Here is an 18,749-nt window from a genome sequence, read left to right as displayed (position 1 = left end):
GTGCCCGGAACCTAAGCGAGCAGTGATCGGCAGGGCAGTGCGCACGGATCGGACAGGGGGCGGGCGGTGACCGGCGACGGTGGGGGCACCTCCCGTGCCGTTGAGGCCACGGGCGGCACCCCGGGCGGCGGCAGCGCCGCGAGCGGGAGCGCCGGGGGAACCGGCGGCGACGCCGACCGGCAGGGCTCCGACGGCGCGGGCCGGAGTACGGGCGGCCGGGGCGGCGCCAGAGGCGTCGAGGAGTACGGGGACGACGGCGGCGACCCGATCGCCCTGCGGCTGGAGTCGCTGATCCTCGGCGCCGAGCGCCGCTACACCCCCTTCCAGGCCGCCCGCGCGGCCGGGGTCTCCATGGACCTCGCCTCCCGCTTCTGGCGCGCCATGGGCTTCGCCGACATCGGCCAGGCCCGCGCGCTGACCGAGGCCGACGTGCTGGCGCTGCGGCGGCTCGCCGGTCTGGTCGAGGCCGGGCTGCTGAGCGAGCCCATGGCCATCCAGGTCGCCCGCTCCACCGGGCAGACCACCGCCCGCCTCGCCGACTGGCAGATCGACTCCTTCCTGGAGGGCCTGACCGAGCCTCAGGAGCCGGGCATGACCCGGACGGAGATCACCTACCCGCTGGTCGAGCTGCTCCTCCCCGAGCTGGAGGAGTTCCTCATCTACGTCTGGCGGCGGCAGCTGGCCGCCGCCACCGGCCGCGTCGTCCAGGCCCAGGACGACGCGGAGATGGTCGACCGCCGGCTGGCCGTCGGCTTCGCCGACCTCGTCGGCTTCACCCGCCTGACGCGCCGTCTGGAGGAGGAGGAGCTCGGCGAGCTCGTCGAGGCCTTCGAGACGACCGCCGCCGACCTGGTCGCGGCGCACGGCGGACGGCTCATCAAGACGCTCGGCGACGAGGTGCTCTACTCGGCGGACGACGCGGGCACCGCGGCCGAGATCGGCCTGCGGCTCATCGAGACCATGACCCACGACGAGACGATGCCGGAGCTCCGGGTCGGCCTCGCCTTCGGCACGGTGACGACGCGCATGGGCGATGTCTTCGGTACGACGGTGAACCTGGCCTCCCGGCTGACGTCGATAGCGCCGAAGGACGCGGTCCTGGTCGACGGCGCCTTCGCGGAGGAGCTGGCCCGCAGCGGCGACGCCCCCAAGTCGGAGGTGGAGGCCGCGGCGGCGGCCGACGGCACGGAGAAGTACCGCTTCGCCCTTCAGCCGATGTGGCAGCGGCCGGTGCGTGGGCTGGGTGTCGTCGAGCCGTGGTTGCTGACCCGGAGGAACAACGCCTGAGGGTGGGTGGCCGGGGGTGGGTTCGCCGGGCCGGAAATTCGAGCCCTTCCGCCGATTGAGGACCTCCGGGACCGGTGCGATGATCAGCGACGGAAGTTTACGGTCGTTAACGTCACCGGGAGACACCACGTGAGTGAGCACCGCTTCGGGGAATGGGTCGCCGTAAGGCGCCACGGGCACGTCGCCGAACTCGTCCTGGACCGGCCCAAGGCCATGAACGCCGTCTCCACCGAGATGGGCCGCCGCATCGGGGAGGCCACCGCCGCCCTCGCCGCCGACGCCTCCGCGCGGGTCGTCGTCCTCACCTCCACGCACGAGCGCGCGTTCTGTGTCGGCGCCGACCTCAAGGAGCGCAACTCCTTCACCGACGCCGACCTCGGCCGGCAGCGTCCGCACGCCCGCGCCGCGTACACCGGCGTGCTGGAGCTGCCCATGCCGACCGTCGCCGCCGTGCACGGCTTCGCGCTCGGTGGCGGTTTCGAACTGGCGCTGTCCTGCGATGTGATCGTGGCGGACACCACGGCCGTCGTCGGCCTGCCCGAGGTGTCGGTCGGCGTGATCCCCGGCGGTGGCGGCACCCAGCTGCTCCCGCGCCGGGTCGGCGCCGCACGCGCGGCCGAACTGATCTTCACCGCGCGGCGGGTGCCCGCCGAGGAGGCGAGGGAGCTGGGCCTGGTGGACCAGCTCGTCGCCGAGGGCGAGGACCGTACGGAGGCGCTCGCGCTGGCCGCGCGCATGGCGGCCAACTCGCCCGTGGGCCTGCGCGCCGCCAAGCGCGCCCTGCGGCTCGGGCACGGCCTGGACCTGCGGACGGGGCTGGAGGTCGAGGACGCGGCGTGGCGCACGGTGGCCTTCTCCGGGGACCGTGCCGAGGGTGTGGCGGCCTTCAACGAGAAGCGGGTGCCGGAGTGGCCGGGGGAGTGAGTGGCTGCGGGCGGTCGGCGTTCCGAGGCCGTCCGTGGGGCGGGGGCGGGGCGGGGTGGGCCCTACGGGGCTGCATGATTTACGGGCCCCGTTGCTCGCCGTTGTCATCGTTGCCCCGCGTTCGGGCCCGCAAATCACGCTCTACGCCCCTTGCCGGGCCCACCCCGCCCCGCCCCCTCCGGTCCGCTCCGATCCCTTCCACCTACGCTGGTAATTCCCCTGGTACAGGTGTGGCGGGAGGGGCGCCAAGCCGGTCATAGGGCGGAATGGCCGCAACATTCATACGCTGGAGTGCAGGTACTGCGCGCGGTGACGGAATGTGAGGCTCGGGTGGCAGACGGCGGGGAGTGCGACGTCCGGCTGGGCGCCGTCGTGGAGCTCGCTCAGGCGATGGCCGCGGCGCAGTCCCCGCTGGAGTCGGTGGCCGCCGCGGCGGAGCGGGCCCGGCGGGCGCTGGGGGGCACCTTCGCCGCCGTCTCGGCGTGGGAGCGGGAGCACGGCCGGCTGCGGGTGCTGGTGAACGCCGGTGAGCTGGCCGAGAGTGAGGAGCGGTACCCGGAGGACGAGTCGTACCCCGTGCACGACTTCCCCGAGATCGCCGAGATCCTGCACGAGGAATGGGTGGGCGGCGGGCCCGAGCCCCGCGCGTGGGTCGAGAGCGCGGAGGGCGCCGAGGGCGCCGCGGACACCGGCGCGTACAGCCCGGCCGGCGCGTACCGCCACCAGCGGGTGGCCGCGCTGCGGCGGCGCGGCCGGGGCAGCTGCGTCGTGGCGCCGATCGTGCTGCACGGGCGGGCCTGGGGCGAGCTGTACGTGGCCCGGCCGCCCGGGGTGGCCGCCTTCGGGCGCACGGACGCGGACTTCGCGACGGTCCTGGCCGCCGTGGCCGCGGCCGGCATCGCCCAGACCGAGCGCCTGGAGGAGGTGCGCCGGCTCGCCTTCACCGACCCCCTGACCGGGCTGGGCAACCGCCGCGCGGTCGACGCGCGGCTGGACGAGGCGGTGGAGCGGCACCTGGCCGACGGCGTGGTCGTCAGCCTGGTCGTCTGCGACCTCAACGGCCTCAAGAAGGTCAACGACACCCTGGGTCACGCGGTCGGCGACCGGCTGCTGGAACGGTTCGGCTCGGTGCTCTCGCTGTGCGGGGCGATGCTGCCGGGCACCCTGGCCGCCCGGCTGGGCGGCGACGAGTTCTGTCTGCTGACGGTCGGTCCGTCGGCGGACGAGGTGGTGCGGATCGCGGACGAACTGTGCCGCAGGGCCGCCGGGTTGGAGCTCGGTGAGGGCGTCGCCTGCGGGGTCGCCTCCACGGGCGACCCGATCGGCGCCGTGGGCACGGCCCGCCGCCTCTTCCGGCTCGCGGACGCGGCCCAGTACCGGGCCAAGGCCGCGCGGGCGGCGAAGCCGGTGGTCGCCGGGCGCGACGGCGGGCGCCGGGACCCGGTCGTCCGGCTCGCCGACCATCCGCCGGCCGCGCCGGCCGCCGAGCGGCGGCGGTTCCGGGGCCGGAACTCGGGCACGCCGGGCGACTGACGGCGACGGAGAGCGACAGGGAGCGACGGGCCCGGCGGAGGTGGATCGGAGGGTGCGGAGGTTGGGGCGCGGCCTGTGGCGCGGGGTCCCGGGACGAGCTGGCGGAGACTATGTACAGACAGCGATTCAGTCTCTAGGGTGCCTGAATATGGATATGCACACTGTGGTGGTGGGGACGGCCGGGACGACCGCGGAAGATGTGATCGCCGTGGCACGCGACGGTGCGCGCGTCGTGATCTCGGACGAGGCGCTGGCCGCCGTCGCCGCCGCGCGGCAGGTCATCGACGACCTGGCCGCCAAGCCCGATCCGGTCTACGGCGTCTCCACGGGCTTCGGCGCCCTCGCCGTCCGGCACATCAGCCCCGACCTGCGCGCCCAGCTCCAGCGCAACATCGTCCGTTCGCACGCCGCCGGTATGGGCCCCCGCGTGGAGCGCGAGGTCGTCCGCGCGCTGATGTTCCTGCGGCTGAAGACCCTCGCCTCCGGCCACACCGGCGTCCGGCCCCTCGTGGTCGAGACCATGGCCGCGATCCTCAACGCCGGGATCACCCCCGCCGTGCACGAGTACGGCTCACTCGGCTGCTCCGGCGACCTCGCGCCGCTCTCCCACTGCGCGCTCACCCTGATGGGAGAGGGTGAGGCGGAGGGCCCCGACGGCACCCTGCGCCCGGCCGGCGAGCTCCTCGCCGCGCACGGCATCGCCCCCGTCGAGCTGCGCGAGAAGGAGGGGCTCGCGCTCCTCAACGGCACCGACGGCATGCTCGGCATGCTGGTGATGGCCTGCGCGGACCTCGCCCGCCTGATCACCTCCGCCGACATCACCGCGGCCCTCTCCCTGGAGGCCCTGCTCGGCTCCGAGAAGGTCCTCGCCCCCGAGCTGCACACCATCCGCCCGCACCCGGGCCAGGGCGCCAGCGCCGGCAACATGCTCCGCGTGCTGGCCGGTTCCGGGCTGACCGGGCATCACCAGGACGACGCGCCGCGCGTGCAGGACGCGTACTCCATCCGCTGCGCCCCGCAGGTCGCGGGCGCCGGCCGGGACACGCTCGCCCACGCCCGGCTGGTCGCCGACCGTGAGCTGGCCGCCGCCGTCGACAACCCTGTCGTCCTCGCGGACGGCCGGGTCGAGTCCAACGGCAACTTCCACGGCGCCCCGGTCGCGTACGTCCTGGACTTCCTGGCCATCGCCGCCGCGGACCTCGCCTCCATCGCCGAGCGCCGCACCGACCGGCTGCTGGACAAGAACCGCTCGCACGGGCTGCCGCCGTTCCTGGCCGGGGACCCGGGCGTCGACTCCGGCCTGATGATCGCTCAGTACACGCAGGCCGCGCTGGTCAGCGAGATGAAGCGGCTGGCCGTACCGGCCTCCGTGGACTCGATCCCGTCCTCGGCGATGCAGGAGGACCACGTCTCCATGGGCTGGTCGGCCGCGCGCAAGCTGCGGACGGCCGTCGGGGCGCTCACGAAGGTCGTCGCCGTGGAGCTCGTCGCCGCGACCCGCGCCATCGAGCTGCGTACGGGCCTGACGGCGGCGCCGGCCACTCAGGAGGTGCTGCGCGCGGTGCGCGCGGCGGGCGTCGAGGGCCCGGGCGAGGACCGGTTCCTGGCCCCCGACCTCGCGGCGGCCGAGGAGTTCGTCCGCTCCGGGAAGCTGGTCGCGGCCGTCGAGCCGGTGACGGGCCCGCTCGCCTGAGGCTGTTGCCGGATACGGCCGGACAGCGGTTACCGGGCCGCCGTGCGCGACCTGCGCACGGCGGCGGTGACCAGCGCGCCGCCCGCCGCGACGAACGCGACGCCGCCGAAGACGTAAGGGGTGGTGTCGACGCTGCCGGAGTCGGCGAGTACGGGCGCCTTGGCGGGTTTCCTGACGGAGGGGGCGGGTGCCGCGGGGGTTTCTGTGGTGACGGTGGCGCTCCGCGCCGTGTCACTCTTTCCGGGCCCGGCGGGCTCGGCCGTGGCGTGCGCGCTCGGCACGAACCACACCGCGCACAGCAGTGAACCGGCGGCGACGGCCGTCAGCAGCGGTCGATGCGCGGTCACGGGACGAATTCCCCCTGAAGTGGCGTTCCTTGGGGCCCTCGCGCTGTGCGCCCGGCCCCGGCTGACTCGATGTTAGTGATACGAACGGGCGCGCGGAAGCCGGGGGAGAGGGCGGGAAGCCGCCGGGGAACGGGCGAGGAACAGGCGGCGAGGCGTACGGCCCGCGCCCGGCTCGCGGGGACGAACCCGGGTGAACGCCGCGGAAAGTCAAGGGCACCCCGACCCTGGCCGTAACAACAGCCCCGCCCGCACCATGGAAACCAGGCAACTACCAGCACCCCGGCTACCATGTCGGCCCCGCGAGGGGCTTTACTGGGGTGGTCTTCCCCACATTTCCCTGAGGTGTGGAACGGACGTATCGGTGCAGGCGTTCCTTATGCAGAAGCCGGGATACGTGCTGCCCCACGATTCGGCTCGGGGATTTCGGGGTCCAGGAGCAATGGAGAAGCGTGTGATGACGGACGGCAAGCGCCGCAAGGGCCTGGTGGCCGCGGCCGCTGTGCTCGGCGGTGTGCTGACCCTCGCCGCCTGCGGCGGTGGCGACGACGACGGCAAGAGCGGCTCCTCCGGCAACGGCAAGTCCCAGAACAAGGTCGACGCCGCTGCCGCCAAGGAAGCATCCAAGGCGCAGATCAAGATCGCGCAGAAGGACGGCTCGACCAACGCCGGGATCACCACCGACGCCGCCAAGGTCACCGTCAGTGACGGCGAGCTCACGAGCGTCAAGATGACGACCGACAAGGGCACGCCGGTCGAGGGCACGATATCGCCCGACAAGACCTCGTGGAAGCCCTCGAAGCAGCTGGAGCGGTCCACCAAGTACAAGGTCGTCGTCGAGGCCAAGGACTCCGAGGGCCGCAAGGCCACGGAGAACTCCTCCTTCGCCACCGTCTCGCCCACCAACAGCTTCATCGGCTCCTTCACGCCGGAGGACGGCTCGACCGTCGGCGTCGGCATGCCCGTGTCGATCAACTTCGACAAGCCGATCAAGGACCGCAAGGCCGTCCAGTCCGGCATCACGGTCAACTCCAGCAGCGGCCAGAAGGTCGTCGGCCACTGGTTCGGCGACCAGCGGATCGACTTCCGCCCGCAGGAGTACTGGAAGGCGAACTCCGACGTCACCCTGAAGCTGGACCTCGACGGCGTCGAGGGCGCCCCGGGCGTCAAGGGTGTGCAGAAGAAGACCGTCTCCTTCAAGATCGGTCACGCCCAGGTCTCCACGGTCGACGTGAAGTCGCACCAGATGACGGTCGTCCGGGACGGCAAGACCATCAAGACCATCCCGATCTCGGCCGGCAGCCCCGAGAACCCGACGTACAACGGCAAGATGGTGATCTCCGAGAAGTTCAAGGAGACCCGCATGGACGGCTCGACCGTCGGCTTCACCAAGGGCAACGGCAAGGGCGAGTACGACATCAAGGACGTGCCGCACGCCATGCGCCTGTCCACGTCGGGCACGTTCATCCACGGCAACTACTGGGGCAGCGGCATCTTCGGCAGCGCCAACACCAGCCACGGCTGCATCGGCCTGGAGGACAAGCAGGGCGCGGACGACCCGTCGACCTCGGGCTCCTGGTTCTTCAGCAACACCCAGCTGGGTGACGTCGTCGAGGTCAAGAACTCCAACGACAAGACGATCGCTCCGGAGAACGGCCTCAACGGCTGGAACATGGACTGGAGCGCGTGGGTCGCGGGGAGTGCGACGGGCGCCTGAGCCTGAGCTTTCTTTTCCGCTGGTTTTCCGCTGGGTGGCGGCTCGCACGGGGTGTGCGGGTCGCCGTTCGGCGTTTTCGGGTTGTTGTTCTTGCGCTTTGTGTTTGGGCGTCAACGGGAGGGTGGGGGGGTACGTCTGGAGGGGGCGGTGGGGGTGGGGTGGGCAGGCTCTTCCGGGTGACGTGGGGGGTGCGGGGTGGCCGCTGCGCGGGGCTTTTTCCCCAGCCCCGCCCCTTCCCGAACCGGGGCTCCGCCCCGGACCCCGGTCCTCAAACGCCGGACGGGCTGAAATTCAGCCCGTCCGGCGTTTGAGGACACCGCGCGTCAGCGCGGAACGGGGGCCCGGGGGCGGAGCCCCCGGTTACGGGAAGGGGCGGGGCTGGGGAACAGGCCCGCCGCAGGCGCATCCCGCCCCCCGCCACGCACGGCCGCCAGGCCACCCCGTACAGCCACCACGCCGCCCCCCACCCCCTCCGGGACAATAGGAACACCCGCACGGACGACCGCGGGCCCCGAACCACCCGAGGAGCACAGACACCCGTGGGCAAGCGCAGCAGCCGGCAGCGACCCGAGGACGCCGGCCCGCTGGCCGCCGTGGAGGCGGCCCTGGCCGATCTGCGGGCCCGGCCCGCCGGCGACCTCGACGACGCCCTCTACGCCGCCGCCTCCGGCCTTACGGCGGATCCGGCGGGGCCCGCGGCCGTCAGCCGTGCCCTGCTGCGCGCGGCGGAGAAGGTCGTACGGCGCGCCTGGGAGGGCGGCTGGCAGCCCGCGGACGTCGTCAGGCTCGTACGGCGGGAGCTGACCGCCGCCGAGCTGCGCTTCACCGTGGACGCCGTGGCCGCGGAGGCGTGGCGCTACGCCCCGGAGACGCTCTCCGGCCGCTGGGCGGCCCAGCTGGCCGAGCTGGAGGCCCGGGTGTGGTGGGAGGCGGACGAGGCGTTCCTGGAGGGCTTCGCGGGGCGTGAGCGGCTGAGCCGGTTCGAGGCGGCCGCGTGCGGCCTGGGCGCGCTCCGGCTGATCGGCTCGCTGCCGCGGATCGGCGCGGCGGGGCCGCTGCCGGGCGCGGCCCGCCCGGTGGGCGGCGCGGGGACGGGCCGTCCCGCCGTCGCCGTGGAGCCGAGGATGCTCACGCGGATCCGGGCGCTGCTGGCGAAGGCGGAGTCGACGGAGTTCGCGGAGGAGGCCGAGGCGCTGTCCGCGAAGGCCCAGGAGCTCATGGCCCGCTACTCCCTGGACGAGGCGCTGCTCGCCGCCCACGCGACGGAGCCCGTGGACGGCCCCGGGGCCTGGCGGATCGGCGTCGAGGGCCCGTACGAGGCCGCGAAGGCCCTGCTCCTCGACGCGGTCGCGGAGGCGAACCACTGCCGGTCGGTGTGGTCGAGCGAGTTCGACTTCTCCACGGTCGTCGGCTTCGAGGCGGACCTGGAGCTGGTGGAGCTGATGTACACGTCGCTGCTGGTGCAGGCCACGACGGCGATGCGGCGCGCGGGCGACGACCACCACGCGCGCGGCCGCTCGCGCCGCACACGCGACTTCCGCCAGTCCTTCCTCATCGCCTACGCGGCCCGCATCCGCGACCGCCTCGCGGCGACGGCGGCGGCCGTCGTGGCGGAGGCGGCGGGCGGCGGCGCCGGTGCCGCCACGGCTCCGGCGGAGGTGCTGCCGGTGCTGGCGGCGCGGGACGTGGCGGTGGGGGAGTCGGCGGAGCGGATGTTCCCGACGACGACGTCGCACCGGCTGAAGGGGCGCGACGCGGAGGGGTGGGCGCGGGGGGAAGCGGCGGCGGACGCGGCGCGGTTGCGGTGACGGGCGCGTGGGCGGGGCCGCTGCGCGGGGCCTTTTCCCCACCCCGCCCCTTCCCGAATGTCCTCAAGCTCCCCCAGCTACCGCTGGGAGGTGCCCCCGGACGGGCTGAAATCAGCCCGTCCGGCGCTTGAGGACCCGGGGTCCGGGGGCTTGCCCCCGGTTCCGGGAAGGGGCGGGTACGAGGACAAGGCCCCGCGCAGCGGCCCCGCCCCGCACCCCTCCCTCACCGCCCCACCCCCTCCCCACCCGCCCGCGCGAAGTACGTCCCCGGCGCCACCCCCACCCCCCGGCGGAACGCCGCCACGAACGCGCTCGGCGACCCGTACCCCACCCGCCGCGCCACCGACGACACCGTCGCCCCCGCCGCCAGCAGCGGCATCGCCGCCTGGAGGCGCAGCTGGGCGCGCCACTGCCCGTAGGTCAGGCCCGTGCCGGAGACGAACGCCCGGGCGAGCGTCCGCGCGCTGGCGCCCACGACCGCTCCCCACTCCGTCAGCGTCCGGCCGTCGGACGGGTCGGCGCGGAGGGCCTCCGCGACGCGGCGGGCGCGGGGGTCCGTGGGGTCCGGGGCACGGACGGTCGTCACGGACACCGGGCGCAGCAGGTCGAGGACGACGCTCTCGGCGCGGAGCCGGGCGTCGGCCGGGATACGGTCGGCGCCCTGCGCGAGGTGTCCGATGAGCTCGCGCAGCAGTCCGGACATGGCGACGACCTGGGGCTCGTCCCAGGAGACCGGGCAGCGGTCCGGCCAGAAGTAGAGGCTGCGGAGCAGGGCGGCGGAGGTCGCCCCCGTGGCGTGCGGCACCCCGGCCGGGATCCAGAGGGCGACGGTGGAGGGCAGCACCCAGGTGCGTCCGGCGGCCTGCACGGCGAGGACGCCGTGGGGCGCCCAGGCGAGCTGATGGGCGCCGTGCTCGTGACGGGCGAACCACTCGCCGCCGTCGAGGGGGAAGCTGCCGACGGCGATGGCGCTGCCGAGAGGGGCGACGAGGTGGCCGTGGGAGGAGTGCGCGGGTGGCGGCGGTCCGTCGGAGGCTCCGCGCACGGCGCGTGGCGGCCCGGGGGGTGTCGGGCTGTCCGGCTGTGGTTCGTCGGTGACCTGTCCGGCCTGCTGTGGCCCGTAGGGCGTCCGGCCGCCCGTCCCCAACTCGTCGGTGGCCCGGCCCGCGCCGGGCGCCTCGCCGGCTGTCCGGTCGCCCGTCCCCGGCTCGTCGGTCAGCCGCCCGGTGCGAGGCCGCGCGCCGGGCGCCCGTCCCGGCGTCGTCCGCCCGTCCCCGGGGCGGCCGCTCGCATCCCGTCCGTCCCCCACGTGTCCGTTCAGCGACATCAGTTGACCCCCTGGCCCGTATCCGACACCCGCCCATCTTCCTAGCCTCGAAGCATGCCGATGAACTTCATTCACCGCCGTCTGTGCGCCTCTGACAAGTGGGCGCGCGCGATCGAGGACGAACTGCTGCCCTGGGCCCTCGAAGGGGTCACGCTCGGCCCCGACACGCTGGAGATCGGGCCGGGTTACGGCGCCACCACACGCGTCCTGCTGCCCAAGGTCTCCCGGCTGACGCTCGCCGAGGCCGACGCCTCCTACGCGGCCCGGCTGCGGCGGGAGTTCGGTGACCGGGCGGACGTCCGGCACGCCGACGGCAGCGCGCTGCCGCTGCCCGACGGGCGGTTCGACTCCGTCGCCTGCTTCACCATGCTCCACCACGTCCCGTCGCCCCGCGCCCAGGACCGGCTCTTCGCCGAGGCCCGCCGGGTCCTGCGGCCCGGCGGCTTCTTCACGGGGTGCGACGCCCTCAGCAACTGGGGCTTCCGGCTGATCCACCTCGGCGACACCTGTGTGCCCGTACCGCCGGAGACGCTGGAGGGGCGGCTGCGGGCGGCGGGCTTCGACGACTGTGAAGTCAGCGTCGGGAAGGGGAGTTTCCGCTTCGTCGCTTACCGGAGATGAGGGCGGCAAGGGAACAGAGGAGGGCGCCAGGAAAGACGGCGGGGCGCCAGGGAACACGACAGGGTGCCGTCCGCCCGGCCCTCGCTACGATCGCGTGTCATGGACATAGCCGTGTATCTGGCCCTCCTCGTGCTCATCCCGTTCTTCGCCGCGCTGAGTTCGGTCCAGGAGCGCCGGCTCAAGCGGCTGGACCGCAGGCTCGGGGAGCTCGACCGCAAGACGGACCTGATCCTGCGGCACATGGGCATCGCCCAGGCGGAGGCCGGCCGGGCGCCCGAGCTGGAGCGCGTGGGCGCGCTCCTGAGGGACGGCAAGAAGATCCAGGCGATCGCGGCCTACCGGGAGATCACGGGCGCCGATCTGAAGGAGGCGAAGCAGGCGGTCGACCGGATGTAGCCGGCCGGGCGGGTGCCGGCGGGACGCCCGCCCTGATTTCGCCGGGGGCAGAACGCCGTTGGCCCCCGGCCGGGCGTGGCGCTCCTACTCTGAGAGGGTGAGCACCCACGCGCCGAACCAAGCCCGCGTCGTCCCCCTGTGCCCCGCCGCGGAGCACCCGGCCCCCGCGGCCAAGGAGCCGCTCTGGCGGGACGTCGTCGGTGACGTGCTGCGCCGGGAACGCCTCGCGCAGGAACGCACGCTCAAGGACGTCGCCGACGCGGGCCGGATCTCGATGCCCTACCTCTCCGAGGTCGAGCGCGGCCGTAAGGAGGCCTCGTCCGAGGTCCTCGCCGCCGCCGCGCAGGCCCTCGGCCTCGGGCTGGCCGATCTCCTCGCCCTCGCGCAGGAGGAGCTCGCCCGCCTCGGCGCGGCGCGCGCGGCCAGGACCCGTACCGCCGTCGCCCCGGTCGCCCCGGCACGCTCCCTCCGCTCGGTCCGCTCCGCGCCGACTGCCCGCTACGGCGGTGCGTCGGCGGTCTCGCGGCAGGGCGAGGTGCGGCTCGCGGCATGACCGCGGGCGGCCGTCGCCTCCCCCGTGGGGCGACGGCCGCCCACGCGCGCCCGAGGGCGCGGTCAGCGGCGGGCGGCGAGGTCCCGCCGGCTGAGCACCGCGTCGGCGAGCCCGTAGGACACCGCCTCGTGCGCGGTGAAGACCTTGTCGCGGTCCATGTCCGCGCGGAGCGTCGCGACGTCGTGGGGGGTGTGCCGGGACAGCACCTCCTCGACCTCCGAGCGGATCCGGAGCATCTCCTTCGCCTGGAGGGTGAGGTCGGAGACCGTCCCCTGCCGCCCGCCGCTCGACGGCTGCCCCAGCAGCACCCGCGAGTGTTCGAGGACGAACCGCCGGCCGGGGTCCCCGCCCGCCAGGAGCACCGCCGCCGTCGAGGCCGCCTGGCCGACGCAGAACGTCGAGATCGGCGAGCCGACGAAGGTCATCGTGTCGTAGATCGCCATGAGCGAGGTGAACGAGCCGCCCGGCGAGTTGATGTAGATCGCGATCTCGCTCTCCGGGCTGGACGACTCCAGGTGGAGCAGCTGCGCGATGACGACGTTCGCGACGCCGTCGTCGATCTCCGTGCCGAGGAAGATGATCCGCTCCGACAGCAGCCGGCTGAAGACGTCGTACGCCCGCTCGCCCTGCTGGGTGCGCTCGACGACCGTGGGAATGGTGTACTGGCTCATCGTCAGAGTCCGATCCGTCGCTTCGTGCCGGCCGGCCGGACGTCCTCCAGGGACTCGACGACGCGGTCGACCATGCCGTATTCCTTGGCCTGCTGGGCCGTGAACCACCGGTCGCGGTCGCCGTCGCGGGAGATCGTCTCCGGGGTCTGGCCGGTGTGCTCGGCGGTGATGCGCTCGACGGCCCGCTTGGTGAACTCCAGGTTCTCCGCCTGGATCGCGATGTCGGCGGCGGTCCCGCCGATGCCGGCCGAGGGCTGGTGCATCATGATCCGCGCGTTCGGCAGGGCGAAGCGCTTGCCCGCCGTGCCGACGGTGAGGAGGAACTGCCCCATGCTGGCGGCGAATCCCATGGCCAGCGTCGAGACGTCGTTCGGGATCAGCCGCATCGTGTCGTAGATCGCGAGGCCCGCCGTGACCGAGCCGCCCGGGCTGTTGATGTAGAGGCTGATGTCGGTGCGCGGGTCCTCCGCGGACAGCAGGAGCAGCTGGGCGCAGACCCGGTTGGCGGAGACCTCGTCGACCTGGGTGCCGAGGACGACGATCCGCTGGGTGAGGAGCTGCGCCGCCAGGTGGTCGTCGAACCGCGTCGACGGGGTGTCGCCTTCGGAGGCGCGGGGGCGCAGATACGCGTCCGGTCCTGTGATGAGCGCTGACATGGGGCCCTCCTCGTCGTCGTGCGGCTGCCGTCCGCCGCGGGTCCCTCCACTTTCGGGCCGGGCGGGCCGTGCCGTGAGCGATCTCGGCCCGCAGCAGATCTGCCGAGAGCAGAGCGGGGGCCTCCGGTGCGGCGGGGAGGGCGGGGCAGGGCTCGTACATATCTGCCCACGGGCGGACGGGCGCGCCCGTCCGGGCGGTTGGGGGTCACGTTGCTGGAATGGCCGTATGTCTTCTCCGGCTTCGCCCGCTTCGCCGGGTGCTTCGCGTCGGCGTTTCCTGCGCGGTACGGCCCTGGCGGTCGCACCCTCGGCCGTGGGAGGCGCGCTCGGTACGGCACCGCCCGCGCGCGCCCGGTCCGTCGCGAACTCCCCCGCGAGGGAGGAGTGCTGGGACGGCGACTGGCCGCCACGGCTGCGGGCCGCGGTCGCCGACGCCATGACCGCCGCCGTGGGCCACGCGCGCGCGGCGCGCTGGCCTTTCGGAGCGGTCCTGGTCGACCCGGCCGACGGCTCCGTCGTGCTGGGCGCGGGCAACAGCGCGGAGGGCGGCGACGTCACGGCGCACGCGGAGGTGAACCTTCTGCGCAAGGCCGTCGCGGCGGGTGTCCCCCTGCGCCCCTGTGTCGTGGTGAGCACGGCCGAACCGTGCCCGATGTGCGCGGGCGCCCTCGTCTGGTCGGAGGTGCGAGGCGTCGCCTACGGCACGTCCATCGCGTACCTGGTCTCCAGGGGCTTCCCCCAGATGCGGGTCCCCTTCGGCGAGATCGTCGCCCGCTCGACCCTGCCCCGCCCGTCCCTGGCCCACCACATCCGGACGGACCTCACGGATCCGCTGTACCGTGCCGTGCCGGGGTGAACTCCCGGGGCGGGGCGCGCGGTCTACGAATGGACCGCTTACGGTACGCGGGCGCGGTGGGCTCGCAGATGTAGCGGTCCGTCCGGGACACGCCCCTCACGGCCCGGCGGTCCCACGGCCGTGACCGCCGAGCCGCTTCGGAGCGACGAGGGCTACAGCACGTCGAACGGGGGCACGATGCGGACGATGATGATCAGCGCGTCGCGCGGTGTCACCAGGAAGTAGAACCAGCCGCCGATGGCGTCCATGCGGCGTAGACCGCCCGGTCGGGGGCCGTTGCCGACGTCGCTGACATCGACGCCCGTACCGGCGAGCTCGACCAGCTGACCGGCCAGACGCTCTACTTCCGCCACCACGGCAATGGGGGCACCGCCCGCTACGTGATCTTGATCTGGGACGTACTCCCATCGCCAGTCCGGACTCACCGGGCGGCGAGGCCCGTGGCCGCGTGGGCTTCGTCCAGGATCCGCCCGATCTCGGAGGCGGCCCGCCGAGCCTGGGACGCGTCGCCCGACTCGGCCATGTCCTCCCACCGGCGCAGGTCCGCTGCCAGGTCAGGTCGGCGCTGGATGTGGACATAGACGGCCCACTGGGCGATGAACCGCTGGAGCGGCGCCAGATCGGAGCCCTGCCGGGACTGGTCGGCAGCCTGGTCCAATTCCCGGGTGAAGGCCGGTAGCGCGGCAGGGGCGATCTGACTGATGGCCTGCCGCAGGGCGGCAACCGTGGCCGGGGGCTCGGGGATGAGTGGTCGCCCAGCGGCGGAGGTGGTCATGGCTGCTCCCATGGGCGTGATTCTGATCCCCACGGCTCAGCGTATCGGCCATGAGCGCATTTCCACCGCTCGAACGAGTGAGGGAGAAGCGATACGGCTGCCCTTCCGGACTCACCCTGCGGGCACCACGTGGTCGTCGGTCGGTGTGCTGCCGTGGGGCGGGCTACTCCTCCGTGACGTCCGGGGCCGGTGCGACCCCGGTGGGGCAGGACCGTCCCCAGTTCGTCTCGAACGGGTCACCCAGCTCGACGCCCGTGCCGCCGATCCCGCAGTAGCCCGCGGGGTTCTTGTCCAGGTACTGCTGGTGGGCCGCCTCGGCCGGGTAGAACGGGCCCGCCGGGAGGATCTCCGTGGTGATCGGGCCGTAGCCGGACGCGCGGAGGACGGACTGGTAGGCGTCGCGGGACGCCTCCGCCGTCGCCTGCTGGGACGGGGAGTGGGTGTAGACCGCGGAGCGGTACTGGGTGCCCCGGTCGTTGCCCTGGCGGAAGCCCTGGGTGGGGTCGTGGGACTCCCAGAAGAGCTTCAGGAGCGCCTCGTACGACGTCAGGGACGGGTCGAAGACGACGCGGACGGCCTCGGTGTGGCCCGTGAGGCCGCTGCACACCTCCTCGTACGCCGGGTTCGGGGTGTGGCCGCCCTGGTAGCCGACCAGGGTCGTCCAGACGCCCGGGGCCTGCCAGAACTTGCGTTCGGCGCCCCAGAAGCAGCCCAGGCCGAAGTCCGCCACCACGAGGCCCTCCGGGTAGGGGGCCGCGAGGGGGGTGCCCAGGACCGTGTGGCGCTCAGGGAGGGCGAATTCCGGCTCCGGGCGGCCCTTCAGGGCCTCTTCGGGGCTGGGGAGGCGGGTCTCATGGCGGGAGAAGAGCATTGCGGCTCCAGGGGAGGGCCGGACGGACGGGCTGTTCCGTCAACGAGCGGGGGCGGCCGACGATTCCCGGACGCCGGACGCGCGCTTTCCGCCCGTGCGGCGGTCTTCCTGCCCAGCGGCGCGGCCTCCCGGCCTTCGGTGGCCTTCGGCTCGCGCGGTTGTTCCGGGGCGTCGGCGCCCCGCGGCGGTGGTCCGCCGGTCGCCCGGCGCCGTTCTTGGCTGCCGGCCGCCGCCCGCGGTCCGGCCGGTCCGCGGTCCTCCCGGGCCCCGGCCACGGTCCTCCCGGCGGTCGGCGCCCCGGCTCCGGCCGTCGCTCACAACCCCGCCGGCCCCGCCCCCTAACGCCCCCCGCCCTGCTCCCACCCCGCCACCGCCAGCGCCCGGTACGTCAGGTACGCCGCCACCGGGTCCTGCTCGTACGACCACGGGACCGCGCCGATGTGGCCGTCGACGGCGCGGAGCTGCTCCATCGCCTCCGGGTAGCGCTCCGCGCGCACCAGGAACCACACCAGCAGGTGGCGGACGTGCGGCAGTACCGGGTGGTCCGCCGGGGCGCCGGCGACCGCGAAGCGGGCCGCCTCGATCGCCTGGGACACCACCACGCCCTGGTACAGGCCCGGGACCAGGTTCACGTCGGGCAGGTGGTCGTGGACGGCGAACAGCGGCAGCGCCGGCAGCAGGCTGCCGGGGGCCGCGCCGGCGGCCGCGCGCTGCGCGAAGGCGTCGGCCTGCTCCTGGGAGCCGTGCCACTTCGCGCTCCAGTAGCGGAGCGCCACCAGATGTGCGCCCATGTGCTGCGGGGCGCGCGCGACCACCCGCTCCCACAGGGACTGGAACTCCGCCTCGGACGCGCCGAGCCCCCGGGCCACGCCCAGCTCGACGATGGCCGGCACCGGGTCGCCCGGCGCCAGCAGGGCCGCTTCGGCGCAGACCGTGCGGGCCTCCTCAAGGATCATCCGGAAGTCCTGCGAGGACGGGTCGCGCAGCGCCTGCTGGACCAGGAACTCGGCCTGCACGGCCGCGCCGCCCGCGTCCTTGGGCGCCACCACGCGCCAGTGGCGCAGCCACATGCCGCCCGTGCCCGGTGTCTCCGCGAGCTCCTGCGCCGCCGCGCCCGCCAGCGTCTGCACCCGCTGCCACCGCAGCTCCGCGGCCGACGTGGCGTCCGTACGGGCCAGCAGCTCGGCGGCCGGCTTCCAGTCCTGGGTGCGACGCGCCTCCTGCACGGCCGCCAGCAGCTCCTCGTCCGGGCCGGGCAGCCGGACGTCGAGCCGCTCGGCGGGCAGGAAGCCGTACGCCCCGGCGGGGTCGACGGCCGTCCGGGCGCCCTCGGTCACCTCCTGTCCGGCGCGCCTGCGACGCATCGCGGGACCGATCAGGACACCGCAGACGACCACGATGGCGAGCAGGATGAACAGAAACTCCATGAGGTGTCCCGGGAAGCTGAGCGTAGGGGCCGACATCAGGACAACGCGGCAGCCCGGCGGATCGTTCATCCGCCAGTTACAAGTGAACAGGAGTGTTCGGGTATCCGGGGTACTACCCTCGGAGAAATGAGCGACCAGCACTCTTTCGAAACCCTCGCCATCCACGCCGGGCAGGAGGCGGACCCGCTGACGGGCGCCGTCGTGCCGCCCATCTACCAAGTCTCCACCTACAAGCAGGACGGCGTCGGCGGCCTGCGGGGTGGCTACGAGTACAGCCGGAGCGCCAACCCCACGCGCACCGCGCTGGAGGAGAACCTGGCGGCGCTGGAAGGCGGCCGCCGCGGGCTCGCCTTCGCGTCGGGCCTCGCCGCCGAGGACACCCTGCTGCGTACGCTGCTGTCGCCGGGCGACCACGTCGTCATCCCGAACGACGCCTACGGCGGAACGTTCCGCCTCTTCGCCAAGGTCATCGAGCGCTGGGGCGTCGAATGGTCCGTGGCGAACACCTCCGACCCGGCCTCCGTCCGCGACGCCCTCCGGCCGCGCACGAAGGTGATCTGGGTCGAGACGCCCTCCAACCCGCTGCTCGGCATCACGGACATCGCCGCCGTCGCCGAGGTGGCACGCTCCGGGGGCGCGCGGCTGGTCGTCGACAACACCTTCGCGAGCCCTTACCTCCAGCAGCCGCTCTCCCTGGGTGCCGACGTCGTCGTGCACTCCACCACCAAGTACGTGGGCGGCCACTCCGACGTCGTCGGCGGCGCGCTCGTCACGGCCGACGCGACGCTGGCCGAGGAGCTCGTCTACCACCAGAACGCGATGGGCGCCGTCGCCGGCCCCTTCGACTCCTGGCTGACGCTGCGCGGCATCAAGACGCTCGCCGTCCGCATGGACCGCCACAGCGCCAACGCGGCCCGCGTCGCCGAGCTGCTCACCTCGCACCCCAAGGTCACCAAGGTCTACTACCCGGGCCTGCCGGAGCACGAGCTCCACGAGGTCGCGGCCAAGCAGATGAAGGACTTCGGCGGCATGGTCTCGTTCCGCGTCGCGGGCGGCGAGGAGGCGGCGGTCGAGGTCTGCAACCGCGCCCAGCTGTTCACCCTCGGTGAGTCCCTCGGTGGCGTGGAGTCGCTGATCGAGCACCCGGGCCGGATGACGCACGCGTCCACGGCCGGTTCGGCGCTGGAGGTCCCGGCGGACCTCGTGCGCCTGTCGGTGGGCATCGAGTCGGTGGACGACCTGCTGGCGGACCTGACGCAGGCGCTGGGCTAGTCACCGGCGGGTTCCGGG

Annotated in this window: 19 protein-coding genes; 11 read left to right on the top strand and 8 right to left on the bottom strand. The window is 73.8% G+C overall.

Going from position 1 to position 18,749, the window contains the following annotated elements:
• Positions 1–66 precede the first annotated feature (66 nt).
• The 4 genes from SMD11_RS12575 to hutH all read left to right on the top strand — a co-directional run bounded on the left by SMD11_RS12575 (position 67) and on the right by hutH (position 5,437).
• The gene (locus tag SMD11_RS12575; RefSeq protein WP_087926546.1) at positions 67–1,287 is read left to right on the top strand and encodes an adenylate/guanylate cyclase domain-containing protein; all 1,221 of its coding nucleotides are present in this window, start codon (positions 67–69) and stop codon (positions 1,285–1,287) included.
• Positions 1,288–1,416: 129 nt separating this feature from the next.
• A complete protein-coding gene (locus SMD11_RS12570) occupies positions 1,417–2,211 on the top strand; it encodes an enoyl-CoA hydratase/isomerase family protein (protein ID WP_087926545.1) in 795 nt (264 codons plus the stop codon).
• 390 nt (positions 2,212–2,601) lie between these two features.
• Positions 2,602–3,744 carry a GGDEF domain-containing protein gene (locus SMD11_RS12565; RefSeq protein WP_087930460.1) on the top strand — a complete coding sequence of 381 codons (1,143 nt, stop codon included), beginning with the start codon at positions 2,602–2,604 and terminating at the stop codon, positions 3,742–3,744.
• A 154-nt stretch (positions 3,745–3,898) separates the two neighbouring features.
• Positions 3,899–5,437 (top strand): histidine ammonia-lyase, encoded by a 1,539-nt coding sequence (gene hutH, locus SMD11_RS12560; protein WP_087926544.1) that lies wholly within the window; start codon positions 3,899–3,901, stop codon positions 5,435–5,437.
• Between the two features lie 29 nt (positions 5,438–5,466).
• Here hutH and SMD11_RS12555 read toward each other — a convergent pair whose 3' ends face one another.
• Positions 5,467–5,784 carry a hypothetical protein gene (locus tag SMD11_RS12555; RefSeq protein ID WP_087926543.1) on the bottom strand — a complete coding sequence of 106 codons (318 nt, stop codon included), beginning with the start codon at positions 5,782–5,784 and terminating at the stop codon, positions 5,467–5,469.
• Positions 5,785–6,223: 439 nt separating this feature from the next.
• Between SMD11_RS12555 and SMD11_RS12550 the strand changes: the two genes are divergently transcribed.
• Together SMD11_RS12550 and SMD11_RS12545 are read left to right on the top strand one after the other, a co-directional pair.
• Positions 6,224–7,498, top strand: coding sequence for a L,D-transpeptidase (locus SMD11_RS12550; RefSeq protein ID WP_087926542.1), 1,275 nt, complete (start codon positions 6,224–6,226; stop codon positions 7,496–7,498).
• 539 nt (positions 7,499–8,037) lie between these two features.
• Positions 8,038–9,306, top strand: a complete 1,269-nt coding sequence (locus tag SMD11_RS12545; protein WP_418952438.1) for a DUF2786 domain-containing protein — start codon at positions 8,038–8,040, stop codon at positions 9,304–9,306.
• Between the two features lie 223 nt (positions 9,307–9,529).
• Here the strand turns inward: SMD11_RS12545 and SMD11_RS12540 are convergent, their stop codons facing one another.
• On the bottom strand, positions 9,530–10,273 hold the full coding sequence (locus SMD11_RS12540) for an AraC family transcriptional regulator (RefSeq protein ID WP_234366396.1): 744 nt from the start codon (positions 10,271–10,273) through the stop codon (positions 9,530–9,532).
• Positions 10,274–10,687: 414 nt separating this feature from the next.
• Here SMD11_RS12540 and SMD11_RS12535 point away from each other — a divergent pair, with 414 nt between their 5' ends.
• From SMD11_RS12535 to SMD11_RS12525, 3 genes are all read left to right on the top strand, one after another.
• Positions 10,688–11,254, top strand: coding sequence for a class I SAM-dependent methyltransferase (locus SMD11_RS12535; protein WP_087926540.1), 567 nt, complete (start codon positions 10,688–10,690; stop codon positions 11,252–11,254).
• A 99-nt stretch (positions 11,255–11,353) separates the two neighbouring features.
• Positions 11,354–11,650, top strand: a complete 297-nt coding sequence (locus SMD11_RS12530; RefSeq protein WP_087926539.1) for a hypothetical protein — start codon at positions 11,354–11,356, stop codon at positions 11,648–11,650.
• Between the two features lie 97 nt (positions 11,651–11,747).
• Entirely contained in the window at positions 11,748–12,203 is a 456-nt protein-coding gene (locus SMD11_RS12525) for a helix-turn-helix domain-containing protein (RefSeq protein ID WP_087926538.1), read from the top strand.
• Between the two features lie 62 nt (positions 12,204–12,265).
• Here the strand turns inward: SMD11_RS12525 and SMD11_RS12520 are convergent, their stop codons facing one another.
• Together SMD11_RS12520 and SMD11_RS12515 are read right to left on the bottom strand one after the other, a co-directional pair.
• Entirely contained in the window at positions 12,266–12,874 is a 609-nt protein-coding gene (locus tag SMD11_RS12520; protein WP_087926537.1) for a ClpP family protease, read from the bottom strand.
• Positions 12,875–12,876: 2 nt separating this feature from the next.
• Complete coding sequence (locus SMD11_RS12515; RefSeq protein WP_087926536.1) at positions 12,877–13,530, bottom strand: ClpP family protease; 654 nt, start codon at positions 13,528–13,530, stop codon at positions 12,877–12,879.
• 313 nt (positions 13,531–13,843) lie between these two features.
• Here SMD11_RS12515 and SMD11_RS35425 point away from each other — a divergent pair, with 313 nt between their 5' ends.
• Positions 13,844–14,386, top strand: coding sequence for a deaminase (locus SMD11_RS35425; protein ID WP_159395285.1), 543 nt, complete (start codon positions 13,844–13,846; stop codon positions 14,384–14,386).
• Between the two features lie 152 nt (positions 14,387–14,538).
• On the opposite strand, the gene SMD11_RS12505 is transcribed toward SMD11_RS35425, so the two are convergent.
• The 4 genes from SMD11_RS12505 to SMD11_RS12490 form a co-directional block, all read right to left on the bottom strand.
• Positions 14,539–14,742, bottom strand: a complete 204-nt coding sequence (locus tag SMD11_RS12505) for a hypothetical protein (RefSeq protein WP_324614731.1) — start codon at positions 14,740–14,742, stop codon at positions 14,539–14,541.
• A 65-nt stretch (positions 14,743–14,807) separates the two neighbouring features.
• Positions 14,808–15,161, bottom strand: a complete 354-nt coding sequence (locus SMD11_RS12500; RefSeq protein WP_087926534.1) for a DUF6247 family protein — start codon at positions 15,159–15,161, stop codon at positions 14,808–14,810.
• A 163-nt stretch (positions 15,162–15,324) separates the two neighbouring features.
• Positions 15,325–16,032 carry a peptide-methionine (S)-S-oxide reductase MsrA gene (msrA, locus tag SMD11_RS12495; RefSeq protein ID WP_087926533.1) on the bottom strand — a complete coding sequence of 236 codons (708 nt, stop codon included), beginning with the start codon at positions 16,030–16,032 and terminating at the stop codon, positions 15,325–15,327.
• 338 nt (positions 16,033–16,370) lie between these two features.
• Entirely contained in the window at positions 16,371–17,459 is a 1,089-nt protein-coding gene (locus SMD11_RS12490) for a hypothetical protein (RefSeq protein ID WP_087926532.1), read from the bottom strand.
• Positions 17,460–17,585: 126 nt separating this feature from the next.
• On the opposite strand from SMD11_RS12490, the gene SMD11_RS12485 reads away from it, so the two are divergent.
• Positions 17,586–18,731: a cystathionine gamma-synthase gene (locus SMD11_RS12485; RefSeq protein ID WP_087926531.1), complete on the top strand. Its 1,146-nt coding sequence runs from the start codon at positions 17,586–17,588 to the stop codon at positions 18,729–18,731.
• The last annotated feature ends 18 nt before the right edge of the window (positions 18,732–18,749 follow it).

Origin of the sequence: Streptomyces albireticuli, assembly GCF_002192455.1 — a bacterium.
GTDB lineage: Bacteria > Actinomycetota > Actinomycetes > Streptomycetales > Streptomycetaceae > Streptomyces > Streptomyces albireticuli_B.
Note: the sequence above shows the minus strand (reverse complement) of the source record. Positions and strands in the feature narration are given on the sequence as shown.

What these genes read in the sequence shown, in the direction of transcription:
- SMD11_RS12535 (WP_087926540.1), top strand. Translation starts at nt 10,688, where the DNA reads ATGCCGATGAACTTCATTCACCGCCGTCTGTGCGCCTCTGACAAGTGG.
- SMD11_RS12515 (WP_087926536.1), bottom strand. Translation starts at nt 13,530, where the DNA reads ATGTCAGCGCTCATCACAGGACCGGACGCGTATCTGCGCCCCCGCGCC.
- SMD11_RS12500 (WP_087926534.1), bottom strand. Translation starts at nt 15,161, where the DNA reads ATGACCACCTCCGCCGCTGGGCGACCACTCATCCCCGAGCCCCCGGCC.
- SMD11_RS12550 (WP_087926542.1), top strand. Translation starts at nt 6,224, where the DNA reads ATGGAGAAGCGTGTGATGACGGACGGCAAGCGCCGCAAGGGCCTGGTG.
- hutH (WP_087926544.1), top strand. Translation starts at nt 3,899, where the DNA reads ATGCACACTGTGGTGGTGGGGACGGCCGGGACGACCGCGGAAGATGTG.
- SMD11_RS12565 (WP_087930460.1), top strand. Translation starts at nt 2,602, where the DNA reads ATGGCCGCGGCGCAGTCCCCGCTGGAGTCGGTGGCCGCCGCGGCGGAG.
- msrA (WP_087926533.1), bottom strand. Translation starts at nt 16,032, where the DNA reads ATGCTCTTCTCCCGCCATGAGACCCGCCTCCCCAGCCCCGAAGAGGCC.
- SMD11_RS12485 (WP_087926531.1), top strand. Translation starts at nt 17,586, where the DNA reads ATGAGCGACCAGCACTCTTTCGAAACCCTCGCCATCCACGCCGGGCAG.
- SMD11_RS12490 (WP_087926532.1), bottom strand. Translation starts at nt 17,459, where the DNA reads ATGGAGTTTCTGTTCATCCTGCTCGCCATCGTGGTCGTCTGCGGTGTC.
- SMD11_RS12530 (WP_087926539.1), top strand. Translation starts at nt 11,354, where the DNA reads ATGGACATAGCCGTGTATCTGGCCCTCCTCGTGCTCATCCCGTTCTTC.
- SMD11_RS12520 (WP_087926537.1), bottom strand. Translation starts at nt 12,874, where the DNA reads ATGAGCCAGTACACCATTCCCACGGTCGTCGAGCGCACCCAGCAGGGC.